This is a genomic window from Rhodoferax sp., from assembly GCF_014859475.1.
Lineage (GTDB): Bacteria > Pseudomonadota > Gammaproteobacteria > Burkholderiales > Burkholderiaceae_C > Rhodoferax.
This window is the reverse complement of sequence record NZ_JACUUE010000016.1, coordinates 13,622-28,374: the sequence shown is the minus strand read 5'-3', so window position 1 is coordinate 28,374 and position 14,753 is coordinate 13,622. Positions and strand designations below refer to the sequence as shown.

Here is a 14,753-nt window from a genome sequence, read left to right as displayed (position 1 = left end):
TTGCGCCAGCGCGCTGAAGGCAATGCAACCCATGCCGGTATCAGCGAGCGCGTCGAGCAGGTCTTCCTCGATCCAGCGGTTCAGCAGGCTGTAGGAAGGCTGATGAATGAGGGCGCGCACGCCCATGCCGCGCAGCAAGGCGGCAGCTTCACGCGTCTTGCTGGCCGAATAACTGCTGATGCCCACATACAAGGCCTTGCCTTGCTGCACCGCGCTGGCCAGCGCGCCCATGGTTTCTTCCAGTGGCGTGTCAGCATCAAAACGGTGCGAATAAAAAATGTCCACGTAATCCAGCCCCATGCGCTGCAGGCTCTGGTCCAGGCTGGCCAGCACATGTTTGCGCGAGCCGCCGCCCTGACCATAGGGGCCGGGCCACATGTCCCAACCGGCTTTTGTGGAGATGATGAGCTGGTCACGGTAGGGCCTGAAGTCGCGCCGCAAGTGCGCGCCAAAATTGGTCTCGGCGCTGCCATAGGGTGGGCCGTAGTTGTTGGCCAGGTCAAAGTGGGTAATGCCCGCATCGAACGCGGCGCGCAGCATCTGGCGCTGGGTGGCCAGCGACGTGGCGTCGCCAAAGTTGTGCCACAGCCCGAGCGAAATGGCGGGCAATTTCAGCCCGCTTTTGCCGCAAAAGCGGTAAGGCATGGAATCAAAGCGGGCGGGATTGGCTTGGTAGGTCATGGCGGTGATGCTGGCTGCAAGGCTGCAATGCAATTTAGTGTATGCGGGCAGGCGTTAAACACCGCGTCAACACCCGGCCTCAAGCGCGCGCAGCATCCTGCCTGACCAGGTCGGCGGCTTTTTCGGCGATCATGATCACCGGCGCATTGGTATTGCCGCTGACGATGCTCGGCATGATGGAGGCATCAACCACGCGCAGGCCCTGCAGCCCGTGCACGCGCAGTTCGGCATCGACAACGTCCATGGGGCCCGGGCCCATGCGGCAACTGCCCACCGGGTGGTAAATGGTGTCGCCCAGGTTGCGAATGGCCTGCTCGATTTCGGCATCGGATTGGGCCCGCGCGGTGGCCGCGAGTTCGCGTCCGCCAAACTGCGCCAGCGCCGGTTGTGCCAATATCTGGCGCACCTGCTTGAAGCCGCGCACCATGCGCGCCAGGTCGTCGGGTTCGCTCAAGAAGGCCGGATCCACCAGCGGCAGCGCCAGCGGGTCTTTGCTGGCCAGTCGCACGCTGCCACGGCTCAGCGGCCGCAGCACGCACACATGGCACGAATAACCGTGACCGAGCGTGGTGGTGCGGCCGTGGTTGATGAGTTTGCCCACCACAAAGTGCAGTTGCAGGTCGGGCAAGGCTTCGCCCGGGTCGCTTTTGATGAAGCCGCCGGCCTCGGCAAAGTTGGTGGTCAGCACGCCGCTGCGCTGCTTGCGCCACTCAAAAATGCCTTTGAGAATGCTGACAGCAGCGCTGGGCGAGACGCCAAACAGCTGTTTGGCGCGCGGCGCATCGACCACCTGCACCACATCAATGTGGTCGTGCAAATGCTGGCCCACGCCGGGCAGCTCATGAATCGGCGTGATCTGGTGCACCAGCAGGTGCTCGCGCGCGCCGATGCCCGAGAGCATCAAAATCTGCGGCGACTGGATCGCGCCGGCGCATAGCAGCACCTCGCGGCGGCACTTCAGGCGCCGGGTCTGGCCTTGGTGCACATACTCCACGCCCACGGCACGCTTGCCGTCCATCAGGATGCGGGTGGTGTGTGCGCCGGTGAACAGGGTCAGGTTGGGCCGCGACAAATTGGGGGTCACGTAGGCTTTGGCGCTGCTGTGGCGTTCGCCGTTTTTATGCGTCACCTGATAGCGGCCAACGCCCTCAAAATCGGCCCCATTGAAGTCGGCGTTGCGCGCATGGCCCGCCTGCTCGGCGGCCTCGATAAAACGTTCACTGAACGGGTTGGGACTGCGCAGGTCCATCACATTGAGCGGGCCGCCGGTGCCATGAAAGTCATCGGCGCCGCGCTCGTTGTGCTCGGATATTTTGAAATACGGCAGCACATCGGCATACGACCAGCCGGGGTTGCCCTGGGCTGCCCAGGCGTCGTAGTCGGCCGGGTGGCCGCGGGTGTAAATCATGGCATTGAGCGAGCTGGAGCCGCCCAGCACCTTGCCGCGCGGCTGGTAACCGCAGCGGCCGTTCAAACCGGCTTGCGGCACGGTGTTCAGATTCCAGCCCGACAAGCCGAACTTGGCCATCACCGCCAGGCCCGCCGGGCAATGAATCAGCACGCTGCTGTCAACCGGTCCGGCTTCAAGCAGGGCCACCCTGATAGCCGGGTCTTCCGAGAGTCGCCCGGCGAGCACACAGCCGGCAGAGCCGCCGCCGATGATGAGGTAGTCGTACATGAAGTTCTCCAGGTCCTGGGTCATTTGCAAATGAAAGCCCTGAGCACCTTAGCGCAAAAAAACCGGCATTTTTAGAGCCTGAAGCCAAGATTAACCACAAACCATCGTCATATTTGGCTGATGTACTTTGAAAAATCAGCCAAATAAGGCATGATGACCAGTCTTGATTCAAGGATAAATAATGCGGGAGTGCATGGTTTTGGTTATATTTTTCAAACTTTTGGCGCCGGGGTGGTGATGCCACATGAAGCTGCTTTTGCCTGGAAAGACAGCGCCAAATCACAGTCACAGTGGCCGAACAACTCGTCCTTGGGGAGTGCAGCCAAAGCCGCCAAGCCAGTGGCAAAGTTCATCTGGCCGACGCCGCCCTACGCGGTTTACAGCGCTGCCGAGCCGTGGCACGAGCCACAAGATTGCGAACTTGAAGACATCACGGGCGTGGTGCGGCGCTGCAAAGTAGTCGGCCTGAACACCGCCAGGCACCTCGCCATCATTCAGATCAAGCAAACCCCGACACCGGTTTCCCTGTCGTTTTCACAGTTTCGGCGCCTGACCCTGAAACAACAACTCCCCCCTCAGGAAGCGATCACCCCGGATCATTTTTCCGATATTCTGGGCTACCGGGCTACCGCCGAATACGACATGCAAACGGTCAAGGGTGAGATGGTTTGCGGCAAGACGATCGGTTATGTCGAAACCGACTATGGCTTGTTCTTGTTTCCGCCTATTGGGGACAAGGGCGCAGTTGAACAGGTTTTTGTCCCGCGTGAAGCCTACCAGAGCTTCCGTGTGGGAGGCCCAATCGGCAAACTGCTGGTCAACGACAACATGGTCACGCAGCAGCAGGTCGATTTTGCCGCCGACGAGCAAAAAAGCATTCGCAGTCGCAAGCTGGGCGACTACCTGCTCGACAAAGCGGTGGTGTTCCCTGAACAATTGATGCTGGCCCTGTCCCAGCAGGCCAAAATGCCCATCATCCAGGTGGGCGAGGCCTTGACCCGGCTTGGCTACATCACAGAAGCCCAACTGCAAGAAGCGCTCGAGCGGCAGAAGACAGATCGCTCGCTGCCGCTGGGCGAACTGCTCATCACCATGGGCTTTCTGACCCGGCATGACCTGAATATTGCACTGGCTCGAAAAATGGGCTACCCGGTGGTGAACATCAAGCTGTTTCCCATTGAGTCCTCCGCTCTGGTGAAGATTCCCATGGTGACGGCCAAGCGCCTCAATGTGCTGCCCTTGCTGTGGCGCGACAACCTGACCGTGGTGGCAGCGATGGACCCGACCGCACGCAAGATGATCGAGGAACTCGAATTCCTGACGCAGGGCCGCGTCGTCGCCGCGCTGGGCGATGACTTGCAGATCAAGAAAAAGATCCGCGAGACCTACGAAAAATTCGGCTTGCACCGCCAGGCACTGCATGAAGACTTGCCCGGCTTCTCGCAAGCTAATGAAGAGCAGGCCAGTTCCCGTGAATTGCTGGAATCGATGGAGAACAGTGAGTCGGGCTGGGACGCCTCCGAAGAAAACGAAAAGCCCATTGAACAGTCCGACAACACGCTGGTGCGCCTGATCAACACCATGATCATCGAAGCCCACAACCGAGGGGTGTCGGACATCCATGTGGAGTCGCAACCCCGGCGCGCCAAGGTGCGCATCCGGTTCCGCAAGGACGGCATTTTGTCGCCCTACCTCGAGTTGCCGCACACCTACCGCGCAGCCCTGGTGGCACGGCTCAAGATCATGGCCGACCTGGATATTTCCGAACGGCGCAAACCGCAGGACGGCAAGATCAATTTCAGCAAGTTTGCCGGCAAACACCGGTTGGAATTGCGCATTGCCACCATTCCCACCAGCAACGGCCTGGAAGACGTGGTGATGCGTTTGCTTGCGTCGAACAAACCAATAGCCATGGACAAGCTCGGCCTGACCGAGAGCAACTTCGCCCAATTGCGCGATGCCATCAGTCGTCCTTACGGCATGGTACTGAGCGTGGGGCCCACGGGCTCGGGCAAAACCACCACCTTGCATTCGATCATGGGTTACCTCAACACCCCCGAGCGCAAGATATGGACCGCCGAAGACCCGATCGAAATCACCCAAGCTGATTTACGCCAGGTGCAGGTCAATCCAAAAATTGGCTGGACCTTTGCCAAGGCGCTGCGCTCGTTCCTGCGCGCCGACCCCGACATCATCATGGTGGGCGAAATCCGCGACGCCGAGACCGCCCAAATTGCCATCGAGGCATCGCTCACCGGGCATTTGCTACTTTCCACCCTGCACACCAACAGCGCGGCTGAAACCGTCACCCGACTGGTGGACATGGGCATGGATCCATTCAATTTTGCCGATTCGTTGCTGGCTGTGCTGGCGCAACGCCTGGCGCGCAGGCTCTGCATAGCCTGCCGCGTCGTCGAGCGCGCCAGTGATGACTATGTCGATGAATTGCTGAATGACTACCTCGCCGCGTTTCCTGACGACATGCGCCCGAAACCCGAAGACGTGCTGGCGCAGTGGAAGCAGCAATTTGCACCAAAGGGCTGGCTCAACCGGCACCATGCGCCCGGCTGCCCCGAATGCAACGGCACCGGCTTGGTCGGGCGTATCGGTTTGCATGAATTGATGAGCATGACACCCGGCATCCGGCGTTTGATTCAAACCGGCGCGCGCTCGGAACTGATCCAGATCGAGGCTTTCAAAACCGGCAAATTCCGCACCCTGCGCCAGGACGGCATCGTCAAGGTACTGGACGGACTCACCAGCATCGAAGAGGTTCGTGCCAACACCAATGCCTGACGACGGCGCCACGTCGGCCCACCCCTACCAGTCGCTCACCCCGGATGTGGTGATGGATGCGCTGGCCAGCGTCGGGCTGTATGGCGACGGCCGGCAGATGGCGCTGAGCTCCTACGAAAACCGCGTCTATCAGTTGCACCTGGAAGACGGCGCGGTGGTCGTCGCCAAGTTTTACCGCCCGCAGCGCTGGCGCGACGATCAGATTCTCGAAGAACACGCGTTCTCAAAAGAACTCGTCAGCGCAGAAATTCCTGTGGTTGCTCCGCTCGCGCCCAACGGCAGCACGCTGAACCATTTTGGCGGCTTTGCCTTCAGCGTGAGCCCGTGGCGCGGCGGGCGCATGCCGGAGCTTGACGACCCCGAGGTGCTGGAATGGATTGGCCGTTTTCTGGCGCGCATCCATGGCGTGGGTGCCCTCAAGCCCTTTGCACACCGCCCCGCGCTCGACCTGGCCAGCTTTGGCATCGCCTCGCGCGAATGGCTGCTGGCCCACGACCAGGTACCGCTCGACGTGCAGTCACGCTGGGCCCAAGCCTCGCAACAAGCGCTTGACCTGATTGCCACCCATGCCTGCCTGGCTGACGCCAGCGGCCCCAGAACCCCCGCCAATCCTGCCGCTGATGGCCTTGACCCGGACCGCGCGATGCAACGGATTCGCCTGCACGGCGACTGCCACCCCGGCAACATTTTGTGGACGCCGCTGGACATGCCAGCCAGCGCCCAGCCGGGGCCGCATTTTGTTGACCTGGACGACGCCCGCATGGGGCCGGCAGTGCAAGACCTGTGGATGCTGCTCGGCGGCGACCGTCAGCAACAAGCCCGCCAGCTTGGCTGCCTGATCGACGGCTACGAGCAATTCCGCCCCTTTGACCGGCGCGAACTCGTGTTGATCGAACCGCTGCGCACCTTGCGCCTGTTGCACTACAGCGCCTGGCTGGCGCGCCGTTGGGATGACCCAACCTTTCCCATCCATTTCCCCTGGTTTGGCTCCAGCGACTACTGGCAGGGCCAGTTGCACATGCTGCAAGTGCAAATTGAAGCCATGCAACAAGAACCACTCGTGGTCTAGCAGCGCCAGTCGGCTAGGGGTTTACCCGCAAATTCCCTAGATCAAGCCCCCTAGAAACGCGGCCAAGGTGGCGCTGGTGTCGTAAATGCTGCAAAATAGAACGATCGTACTATTTAGACACAACGACCATGCAACCCGCCCATCACGCACCAATCACCGCTAGCACTGGCAAGCGCTCGAGCAGCGCGCGCGCCCTGCAAAAAGGTCGGCAAACCAAGCAGATCATCATTGATGCCGCGTTGGGTCTGGCTGAACAAATTGGTCTGGAGGGTCTGAGCATCGGCGCGCTGGCCGAAGTCACCCGCATGAGCAAATCGGGCGTTTTTGCCCACTTCGGTTCGCGCGAAGAGCTGCAGATTTCTGTCATTCGCGAGTACTACCAGCGCTTTTCCAATGAGGTTTTTTTTCCGGCCATGGATGCCCCGCGCGGCCTGCCGCGCGTACGCGCGCTGTTTGCCAACTGGATGAAACGGGTCGCCATCGAAATCCAGTCGGGCTGCATCTTCATCAGCGGCGCGGTCGAGTTTGACGACCGGCCCGGCCCGGTGCGCGATACCCTGGCCACCTCGGTGCAAACCTGGCTGGCAGCCTTGCATCGCGCCGTGGTGCAAGCCAAGCAAGCTGGCCACCTGGTCAGCGATGCCGACGAGGCACAAATGGCGTTCGAGATTCACGGCCTGATCCTGGCCTTGCATTACGAAGCGCGCTTCCTGAAAAACCCGGGCGCCCTGGAGCGCGCCAACACCGGGTTCGAGCACATTTTGTTGCGCTACGGTAAGAACATGGCATCCCGATCGACACATTCACATTCAACCTGATTCATTTCCAAGGAGAACCCACCATGGCCATCTATACCCCCCCGCTGCGCGACATGCAGTTTGTCATGCACGAAGTCCTCAACGTCGCGGCAGACCTGCAAGCCATGCCAGTGCACGCCGAAATGGATGCCGACACCATCAATGCGGTGCTCGAAGAAGGCGGCAAATTTGCTGCCGAGGTGCTGCTGCCGATCAACATCAGCGGTGACACCGAAGGCTGCAAATTCGATGTTGCCAGCCACGCTGTCACCACCCCGACGGGTTACAAGGCCGCTTACCAACAGTACGTGGCAGCTGGCTGGGCCGCGCTGGCCTGCGAGCCCGAATTTGGCGGCCAGGGCTTGCCCTTGATCGTCAACCAGTGCTTTTACGAGATGATGAACTCGGCCAACCAGGCCTGGGCCATGTACCCGGGCCTCACCCACGGCGCCTATGCCGCGCTGGCCACCCACGGCACGCCTGAGCAAAAAGCCACCTACCTGCACAAGATGACCAGCGGCGAGTGGACCGGCACCATGTGCCTGACCGAGCCCCATTGCGGCACCGACCTGGGGCTGATGCGCACCAAGGCCGAGCCGCAGGGCGACGGCACTTACAAGCTCACCGGCAACAAGATTTTCATCAGCGCCGGTGAGCACGACCTGGCTGACAACATCATCCACCTGGTGCTGGCGCGCCTGCCCGATGCGCCCCCCGGCATCAAAGGCGTGAGCCTGTTCATCGTGCCCAAATTCCTGGTCAATGCCGATGGCACCCTGGGCGCGCGCAATGGCATTTACTGCGGCGGGCTGGAGCACAAGATGGGCATCAAGTCGAATTCCACCGCGCAGATCGTGCTCGACGACGCAGTGGGCACGCTGGTGGGCCAGCCCAACAAGGGCATGCAAGGCATGTTTGTGATGATGAACGCGGCGCGCCTGGGCGTGGGCAACCAGTCGCTGGGCCTGACCGAAGTGGCCTACCAAAATGCACTGGCCTATGCCAAGGACCGGCTCCAGATGCGCTCACTCACCGGTGCCAAAGCCAAAGACAAGGCCGCCGACCCGATCATCGTGCACCCCGATGTGCGCAAGATGCTGCTCACCGCGAAAGCCTATGCCGAGGGCGGCCGCGCGCTGATGTGCTTCAGCTCGATGCTACTCGAAAAAGAGCACCACCACCCGGACGAGGCGGTGCGCAAGGAATCTGGCGAGCTGCTGGCGCTGCTGACCCCCATCGTCAAGGCGTTCATCACCGACAACGGCTGGAGCGCCACCTCGGGCTGCCTGCAGGTGTTTGGCGGCCACGGCTACATCAAGGAGTGGGGCATGGAGCAGTTTGTGCGCGACGCCCGCATCAACATGATTTACGAGGGCACCAACACCATCCAGAGCCTCGACCTGCTGGGCCGCAAGGTGCTGTCCAACAACGGCGCCACGCTCAAGAAATTTGGCAAGCTGATTGGCGAACTGGTGGCTGAGGAAGGTGTCAACGAGAAGATGGCCGAATTCATCACCCCGATCGCCATCCTGGGTGAGCAAATGACCAAGTTCACCACCGAGCTCGGCTTCAAGGGCTTCCAGAATCCCGACGAGGTGGGCGCGGCCGCCGTGGACTACCTGCGGGTGGCCGGCCACATGGTGTTTGGCTATTTCTGGGCACGCATGGCGCAGGTGGCGCTGCGTCAGATTGCTGCTGGCAACAGTGACCCTTTTTATGTCGCCAAGCTGCAGACGGCACGCTTTTACTTTGCCAAGCTGTTTCCGGAAACCGCCACCCTGATGCGCACGGCACGCACCGGTAGTAAAGTACTGATGGACACCGATGCCGCGCTGGCCTGAGGCGTCTTTCACGCTTGACACGTTTCCCGAACCGCCCTTTTTTTACTACCTACACACTGGAGACTGACATGACAATCCCCAAAATCCTCAGGCACCTGCTGACAGTTGCTGCCGCAACGCTGACGATCACCGCTGCCCAGGCGCAGATGACGCCGGTCGGCAGCTGGCACAGCACAGATGAAAAAACCGGTGAACTCAAAAGCCTGATCGTGATCACTGACACTGGCGGCGTGCTGAATGGCCATATCGACAAACTCTTGCGCAAGGATGCCGACCAAAAAAGGTTGTGTACGCAATGCAGCGACGACCGCAAGGACAAACCCATGCTGGGCCTGGAAATCATCCGTGGCGCCAAACAGGCGCAAGGCAAGGAAGTATGGGAAGGCGGCAAGATTCTCGACCCGGAAAACGGCAAGAACTACACCCTGCGCATGACCCCGATCGAAGGTGGCAAAAAACTTGAGGTGCGCGGCTCCATCGCCTTCTTTGGCCGCACCCAGACCTGGGTGCGGGTTCAATGAGCTTGTCCGTCATTGCGAACGCAGTAAAGCAGTCCATGCATCCTGAATGCCTGAACTGCCAAGCAACGCTCGCAGGGACGATGTTGATCAAACGAAATAGCTAGGAAAAACATGTCACGTTTCAATGTCAAAAAAGTCGCCGTGCTCGGCGCCGGTGTAATGGGCGCGCAAATCGCGGCGCACCTGGTCAACTGCAAAGTGCCGGTGATCCTGTTCGATCTCCCGGCCAAAGAGGGTCCTAAAAACGGCATTGTGAGCCGCGCCGTGGATGGGCTGAAAAAGCTCAAGCCTTCACCGCTGGGCGTGGCCGAAGATGCCGCGCTGATCCAGCAGGCCAACTACGAAGAGCACATGGAACTGCTGCGGGACTGCGACCTGGTGATCGAAGCCATTGCCGAGCGCATGGACTGGAAGCTCGACCTGTACAAAAAAATTGCGCCCTTTGTCGCGCCGCACGCCATCGTCGCGTCCAACACCTCGGGCTTGTCCATCACCAAACTCAGCGAGGTGCTGCCCGAGGAAATCAAACCGCGTTTTTGCGGCATTCACTTCTTCAACCCGCCGCGCTACATGCTGCTGGTGGAGCTGATCAACACGCCCACCACCGAGCCGCACATTCTTGACAACCTGGAGGCATTTGTCACCAGCGCACTGGGCAAAGGCGTGGTGCGCGCCAAGGACACGCCCAACTTCATCGCCAACCGGGTCGGCGTGGCCGGCATGCTCGCCACCATGAAAGAGGTCGAAAACTTCGGCCTGAGCTACGACGTGGTCGATGACCTGACCGGCAAAAAACTCGGCCGCGCCAGCTCGGGCACCTTCCGCACCGCCGATGTGGTGGGGCTGGACACCATGGCCCATGTCATCAAGACGCTGCAAGACACGCTGAGTGCAGACGCCGCAGCAGGAGTCGGCAAATTTGATCCGTTCTACGCCAGCTTTGCCACCCCCGAAGTGCTCAAAACCCTGCTGGAAATGGGCCACCTGGGTCAAAAATCCAAGGCGGGTTTTTTCAAGAAGGTCGGCCGCGACATCTTGCGCTTTGACCTGGCTTCCAAAACCTATGTGCCGGGCGGTGAAAAGGCCGACGAGGTCTATACCCGCATGCTGAAAAAGCCCGCCGCCGAGCGCCTGCAAATGTTGCGCAACAGCGAAGGCGCGCAGGGGCAATTCTTGTGGGCCATCTTGCGCAACGCCTTCCATTACGCCGCCGTGCATCTGGCCAATGTTGCCGACAACGCGCGCGACATTGATTTGTGCATGCGCTGGGGCTTTGGCATGAAGCAGGGCCCGTTCGAGCTGTGGCAGGAAGCCGGCTGGCTTAGCGTGGCCAACATGGTGAAAGAAGACATCGACGCGGGCAAGGCGCTATGCAATGCGCCGCTGCCCGACTGGGTGTTCAAGGGCCCGGTGGCCGACGCGGGTGGTGTACACACGCCGCAGGGCTCGTGGAACCCGAGCACCGGCCAGTTTGTGCCGGTGCGCCAATTGCCGGTGTATGCCCGTCAGCACTTTCCCGAGAGTGTGCTCGGCGCGCAAGCACCCACTGCCGCCAAGGCCGGCACCACCTTGTTCGAGGACGATGCCATCCGCCTGTGGACGCTCGACGACGACACAAGCAGCGCCTCGGGCAGCGTGGTGATTGCCAGCATCAAGACCAAGATGCACGCCATTGGCCCGGGCGTGATCGCCGGCCTGTTGCAGGGCCTGGCGCTGGCCGAAGAAAAGTACAAGGGTCTGGTGATCTGGTCCAACGACGAAGTATTCTCGGCTGGGGCCGACCTGCAGGCCATGCTGCCCGCCTTCATGACGGGCGGCGTCAAAGCCATTGCGCAAGCCGAACTGGAGATGCAGCAGGCCATGCTGAAGCTGCGCTACGCCAACGTGCCGGTGGTCTGTGCCGTGCGCGGCCTGGCGCTGGGCGGCGGCTGCGAGCTGGCCGCCTACACCGCCAAACGTGTGGCGGCCATGGAAAGCTACATTGGCCTGGTCGAGGTGGGCGTGGGTCTGGTGCCCGGTGGCGGTGGCCTTGCCTACATTGCCCGACGCGCGGCCGAAAATGCAGCGCGTTCGACCGGCAAAGACCTGCTGCCTTTCCTGACCGAGGGCTTCACGGCAGCCGCCATGGCCAAAGTCGGCACCAGCGCGCTGGAATCACGCAAACTGGGCTACCTGCTCGACAGCGACGTGATCGTGCCGCACAAGGACGAGCTGCTGTTTGTTGCCTTGAATGAGGCCTGTACCATGTTCGACAGCGGTTACCGCGCGCCGCTCAAGCGCCAGTTCCCGGTGGCAGGGCGCAGCGGCCTGGCGACCATCAAGGGCTCATTGGTCAACATGCGCGACGGCGGCTTCATCAGCGCCTACGACTACTTCATCGGCTGCCAGATCGCCTGGGTGGTCTGCGGCGGCGACGTCGATGCCGGCAGCCTGGTCGATGAAGACTACCTGATGACGCTGGAGCGCCAGGCGTTTGGCACCTTGCTGGGCAACCCCAAGACGCAGGAACGCATCATGGGCATGATGCAAAACGGCAAACCGGTGAGAAATTGACACGCATTTTTTAATGCCTACCAAAGTGTTATTGGTCATTGCGAGGAGCGCAGCGACGTGGCAATCCATCAACCCCTGGATTGCCGCGCTGCGCTCGCAATGACAAGCCGGATACGTCCCCCTATCTTCAAACAGATGCAAAGAGAGTCACCATGAAACAAGTTCAAGAAGCCTACATCGTCGCTGCCACGCGCAGCCCCATTGGCAAATCGCACCGCGGCTACTTTCGCAACACGCGGCCGGACGATTTGCTGGTCAAGGTGCTGCAGTCGGCGCTGGCCCAGGCGCCGGGGCTGGACCCCGCCGCCATTGAAGACATCATCTGCGGCTGTGCCATTCCCGAGGGGCCGCAGGGCCTGAACATTGCCCGCATTGGTGCGGTGCTGGCCGGCTTGCCGGTGAGCGTGGGCGGCGTCACCATCAACCGGTTTTGCGCCTCGGGCGTGACGGCGATCCAGATGGCGGCCGACCGGATTCGCGTGGGCGAGGCGGACGTGATGATTGCCGCTGGCGTTGAAAGCATGAGCATGGTGCCCATGACCGGCAACGCGCCATCTTTTTCGCCACTGATGTTCGAGCGCGACGAAGACATCGGCATCGCCTACGGCATGGGCCTGACGGCCGAAAAGGTTGCCACCCAATGGAAGGTCAGCCGCGACGCACAGGACGCCTTTGCGCTGCAGTCGCACCAGCGCGCGCTGGCCGCGCAAGCAGCGGGTTATTTCAGCGCCGAGACCACGCCCATCGAAGTCACCGACCGCTCACCCAACCTGGCCACCGGCGAAGTGATCGAGAAAAAGCGCGTGGTGACGCTCGACGAAGGCGCGCGCGCCGATACCTCGCTCGAAGGCCTGGCCAAGCTGAAAAACCCGTTTGCTGCGCGTGGCACCGTCACGGCGGGCAACAGTTCACAAACCTCGGACGGTGCTGGTGCGCTGATTCTGGCCAGTGAAAAAGCGGTCAAGCAATTTGGCCTTAAACCGCTGGCGCGTTTTGTCAGTTTTGCCGCCAAGGGGGTGCCGCCGCAGTTCATGGGCATCGGCCCGATCGAGGCGATTCCCGCGGCCCTGAAAAACGGCGGCTTGACGCTTGACCAGCTCGACTGGATCGAGCTCAACGAAGCCTTTGCCGCGCAGAGTCTGGCCGTCCTCAACACACTGGGGCTGGACCCGGCCAAGGTCAACCCGATGGGCGGCGCCATTGCGCTGGGCCACCCGCTGGGCGCCACCGGTGCCATCCGTGCCGCCACCGTGATCCACGGGCTGCAACGCACCCAAGGCAAATACGGCATGGTCACCATGTGCATCGGCATGGGCCAGGGCGCGGCCGGCATCTTTGAGCGCGTTTGAGTCAAAATACGACAAGTCAGCCCGTCATCGCCAACGATCCCGTCATTGCGAACAAAGTGAAGCAATCCATGCACCCGGAAGTCATGGATTGCCGCGCTTCGCTCGCAATGACGATGCTACCGAGGCTTGACTTGCACCCGTGACACTTATCCAGGAATCCCCATGACTGACCTTTTGATCGACACCGCCGATGGTGTCACCACCCTCACCCTGAACCGGGTAGCCAGGAAAAACTCGTTCACCGCAGCCATGTACGCTGGCATGGCCGATGTGCTGGACCAGGCGCAGGCCGACCCGGCAGTGCGGGTGCTGGTAATTCAGGGCCACGAAACCATTTTCAGCGCCGGCAACGACATTGCCGACTTTCTGCAAACGCCGCCCACCACGCTGGACGCGCCGGTGTTTCGGTTCATGCGCGCCATCAGCAGCTTCACCAAACCCATTGTGGCGGCAGTGTGCGGCCCGGCGGTGGGCATTGGCACCACCATGCTGTTCCATTGCGACCTGGTTTATGCCGGTGACAACGCTGCTTTTTCGATGCCGTTCGTCAACCTGGGCGTGTGCCCTGAAGCCGCCAGCAGCCTGCTGGCGCCGCAGCGCATGGGTTACGGCCGCGCCGCCGAGGCGCTGCTGCTGGGCGAGCCGTTCCTGGCCGAGGCGGCGCTGGAAATGGGCCTGATCAGCCGCATCGTGCCGCCCACCGAGGTCAATGCGCTGGCCCGGCGCCAGGCGCAAAAACTGGCCGCCAAACCCATGCGTTCGGTGCTTGCCAGCAAGCGCCTGATGAAGCAGGGGCAAGCCGATCTGGTGGCGCAGCGCATGGCCGAAGAAGGCACGCTGTTTGGCCGAATGCTGGCCGAGCCCGCCGCGCAGGAGGCTTTTTCCGCGTTCATGGAAAAGCGCAAGCCTGATTTCAGTGCCTTTTAATTCAGTGCGTACCGTATTTGCCGCCGTCGCGCTGGTGCTGGGACTGGCCCTTGGCACCCCTGTTCAAGCCCAAACTCCCGGCGAAGTGCCCGTGGGCGGTGTGCTGCGCGAAGCCACGATGCGCGGGCTCAACGGCCCTGACCAAAAACTGTCGGCTTTTCGCGGCAAACCCCTGATCATCAACGTCTGGGCCAGCTGGTGCCCGCCCTGCATCCAGGAAATGGGCTCACTGGAGCGGTTGGCCTGGAGCGACCTGGGCCAGCAATTCAATGTCATCGGCATTTCCACCGATGACTATCCCGAGGCCGCCAAGGGTTTTCTGCGCAAGAGCAAGGCCACGCTGAACCATTACATCGACCGCGAGTTGGAGCTCGAACACATGCTGGGCGCCGACCGCCTGCCGTTGACGGTGCTGGTGGATGCCAGTGGCCGGGTGCTGAACAAAATCGTCGGTGCGCGCGAATGGGACAGCCCGCAAGCGCAGCAATTGATCCGTCATGCGTTTAATAGCGCCCTTTTACTCAAGTGAGCCGTTGCAGTC

At 61.3% G+C, this 14,753-nt stretch carries 11 protein-coding genes; 9 read left to right on the top strand and 2 right to left on the bottom strand.

Going from position 1 to position 14,753, the window contains the following annotated elements; translation table 11 throughout:
* Both IBX54_RS02925 and IBX54_RS02920 read right to left on the bottom strand, forming a co-directional pair.
* Positions 1-681 (bottom strand): aldo/keto reductase (locus IBX54_RS02925; RefSeq protein ID WP_296541160.1); only part of this gene is annotated, 681 nt, incomplete at its 3' end.
* Between the two features lie 79 nt (positions 682-760).
* On the bottom strand, positions 761-2,359 hold the full coding sequence (locus IBX54_RS02920; protein ID WP_296541159.1) for a choline dehydrogenase: 1,599 nt from the start codon (positions 2,357-2,359) through the stop codon (positions 761-763).
* Between the two features lie 237 nt (positions 2,360-2,596).
* Here IBX54_RS02920 and IBX54_RS02915 point away from each other — a divergent pair, with 237 nt between their 5' ends.
* From IBX54_RS02915 to IBX54_RS02875, 9 genes are all read left to right on the top strand, one after another.
* Positions 2,597-5,155 carry an ATPase, T2SS/T4P/T4SS family gene (locus tag IBX54_RS02915; protein ID WP_296541162.1) on the top strand — a complete coding sequence of 853 codons (2,559 nt, stop codon included), beginning with the start codon at positions 2,597-2,599 and terminating at the stop codon, positions 5,153-5,155.
* Positions 5,148-6,224, top strand: coding sequence for a serine/threonine protein kinase (locus IBX54_RS02910; RefSeq protein ID WP_296541158.1), 1,077 nt, complete (start codon positions 5,148-5,150; stop codon positions 6,222-6,224). Before IBX54_RS02915 ends, IBX54_RS02910 begins: the two co-directional genes overlap by 8 nt.
* Positions 6,225-6,352: 128 nt before the next feature.
* Positions 6,353-7,042 (top strand): TetR/AcrR family transcriptional regulator, encoded by a 690-nt coding sequence (locus tag IBX54_RS02905; protein WP_296541157.1) that lies wholly within the window; start codon positions 6,353-6,355, stop codon positions 7,040-7,042.
* 23 nt (positions 7,043-7,065) lie between these two features.
* Positions 7,066-8,862 carry an acyl-CoA dehydrogenase C-terminal domain-containing protein gene (locus IBX54_RS02900; protein ID WP_296541156.1) on the top strand — a complete coding sequence of 599 codons (1,797 nt, stop codon included), beginning with the start codon at positions 7,066-7,068 and terminating at the stop codon, positions 8,860-8,862.
* Positions 8,863-9,008: 146 nt separating this feature from the next.
* Positions 9,009-9,383 carry a DUF2147 domain-containing protein gene (locus IBX54_RS02895; RefSeq protein WP_296541161.1) on the top strand — a complete coding sequence of 125 codons (375 nt, stop codon included), beginning with the start codon at positions 9,009-9,011 and terminating at the stop codon, positions 9,381-9,383.
* 111 nt (positions 9,384-9,494) lie between these two features.
* A complete protein-coding gene (locus tag IBX54_RS02890; RefSeq protein ID WP_296541155.1) occupies positions 9,495-11,936 on the top strand; it encodes a 3-hydroxyacyl-CoA dehydrogenase/enoyl-CoA hydratase family protein in 2,442 nt (813 codons plus the stop codon).
* A gap of 152 nt (positions 11,937-12,088) precedes the next feature.
* Positions 12,089-13,285 (top strand): acetyl-CoA C-acyltransferase, encoded by a 1,197-nt coding sequence (locus IBX54_RS02885; protein ID WP_296541154.1) that lies wholly within the window; start codon positions 12,089-12,091, stop codon positions 13,283-13,285.
* A 162-nt stretch (positions 13,286-13,447) separates the two neighbouring features.
* Positions 13,448-14,212 (top strand): enoyl-CoA hydratase, encoded by a 765-nt coding sequence (locus IBX54_RS02880; RefSeq protein WP_296541153.1) that lies wholly within the window; start codon positions 13,448-13,450, stop codon positions 14,210-14,212.
* Positions 14,202-14,741 carry a TlpA disulfide reductase family protein gene (locus tag IBX54_RS02875; protein WP_296541152.1) on the top strand — a complete coding sequence of 180 codons (540 nt, stop codon included), beginning with the start codon at positions 14,202-14,204 and terminating at the stop codon, positions 14,739-14,741. Before IBX54_RS02880 ends, IBX54_RS02875 begins: the two co-directional genes overlap by 11 nt.
* Positions 14,742-14,753: the final 12 nt, after the last annotated feature.

What these genes read in the sequence shown, in the direction of transcription:
- IBX54_RS02915 (WP_296541162.1), top strand. Translation starts at nt 2,597, where the DNA reads ATGCCACATGAAGCTGCTTTTGCCTGGAAAGACAGCGCCAAATCACAG.
- IBX54_RS02880 (WP_296541153.1), top strand. Translation starts at nt 13,448, where the DNA reads ATGACTGACCTTTTGATCGACACCGCCGATGGTGTCACCACCCTCACC.
- IBX54_RS02910 (WP_296541158.1), top strand. Translation starts at nt 5,148, where the DNA reads ATGCCTGACGACGGCGCCACGTCGGCCCACCCCTACCAGTCGCTCACC.
- IBX54_RS02905 (WP_296541157.1), top strand. Translation starts at nt 6,353, where the DNA reads ATGCAACCCGCCCATCACGCACCAATCACCGCTAGCACTGGCAAGCGC.
- IBX54_RS02900 (WP_296541156.1), top strand. Translation starts at nt 7,066, where the DNA reads ATGGCCATCTATACCCCCCCGCTGCGCGACATGCAGTTTGTCATGCAC.
- IBX54_RS02885 (WP_296541154.1), top strand. Translation starts at nt 12,089, where the DNA reads ATGAAACAAGTTCAAGAAGCCTACATCGTCGCTGCCACGCGCAGCCCC.
- IBX54_RS02890 (WP_296541155.1), top strand. Translation starts at nt 9,495, where the DNA reads ATGTCACGTTTCAATGTCAAAAAAGTCGCCGTGCTCGGCGCCGGTGTA.
- IBX54_RS02895 (WP_296541161.1), top strand. Translation starts at nt 9,009, where the DNA reads ATGACGCCGGTCGGCAGCTGGCACAGCACAGATGAAAAAACCGGTGAA.
- IBX54_RS02920 (WP_296541159.1), bottom strand. Translation starts at nt 2,359, where the DNA reads ATGTACGACTACCTCATCATCGGCGGCGGCTCTGCCGGCTGTGTGCTC.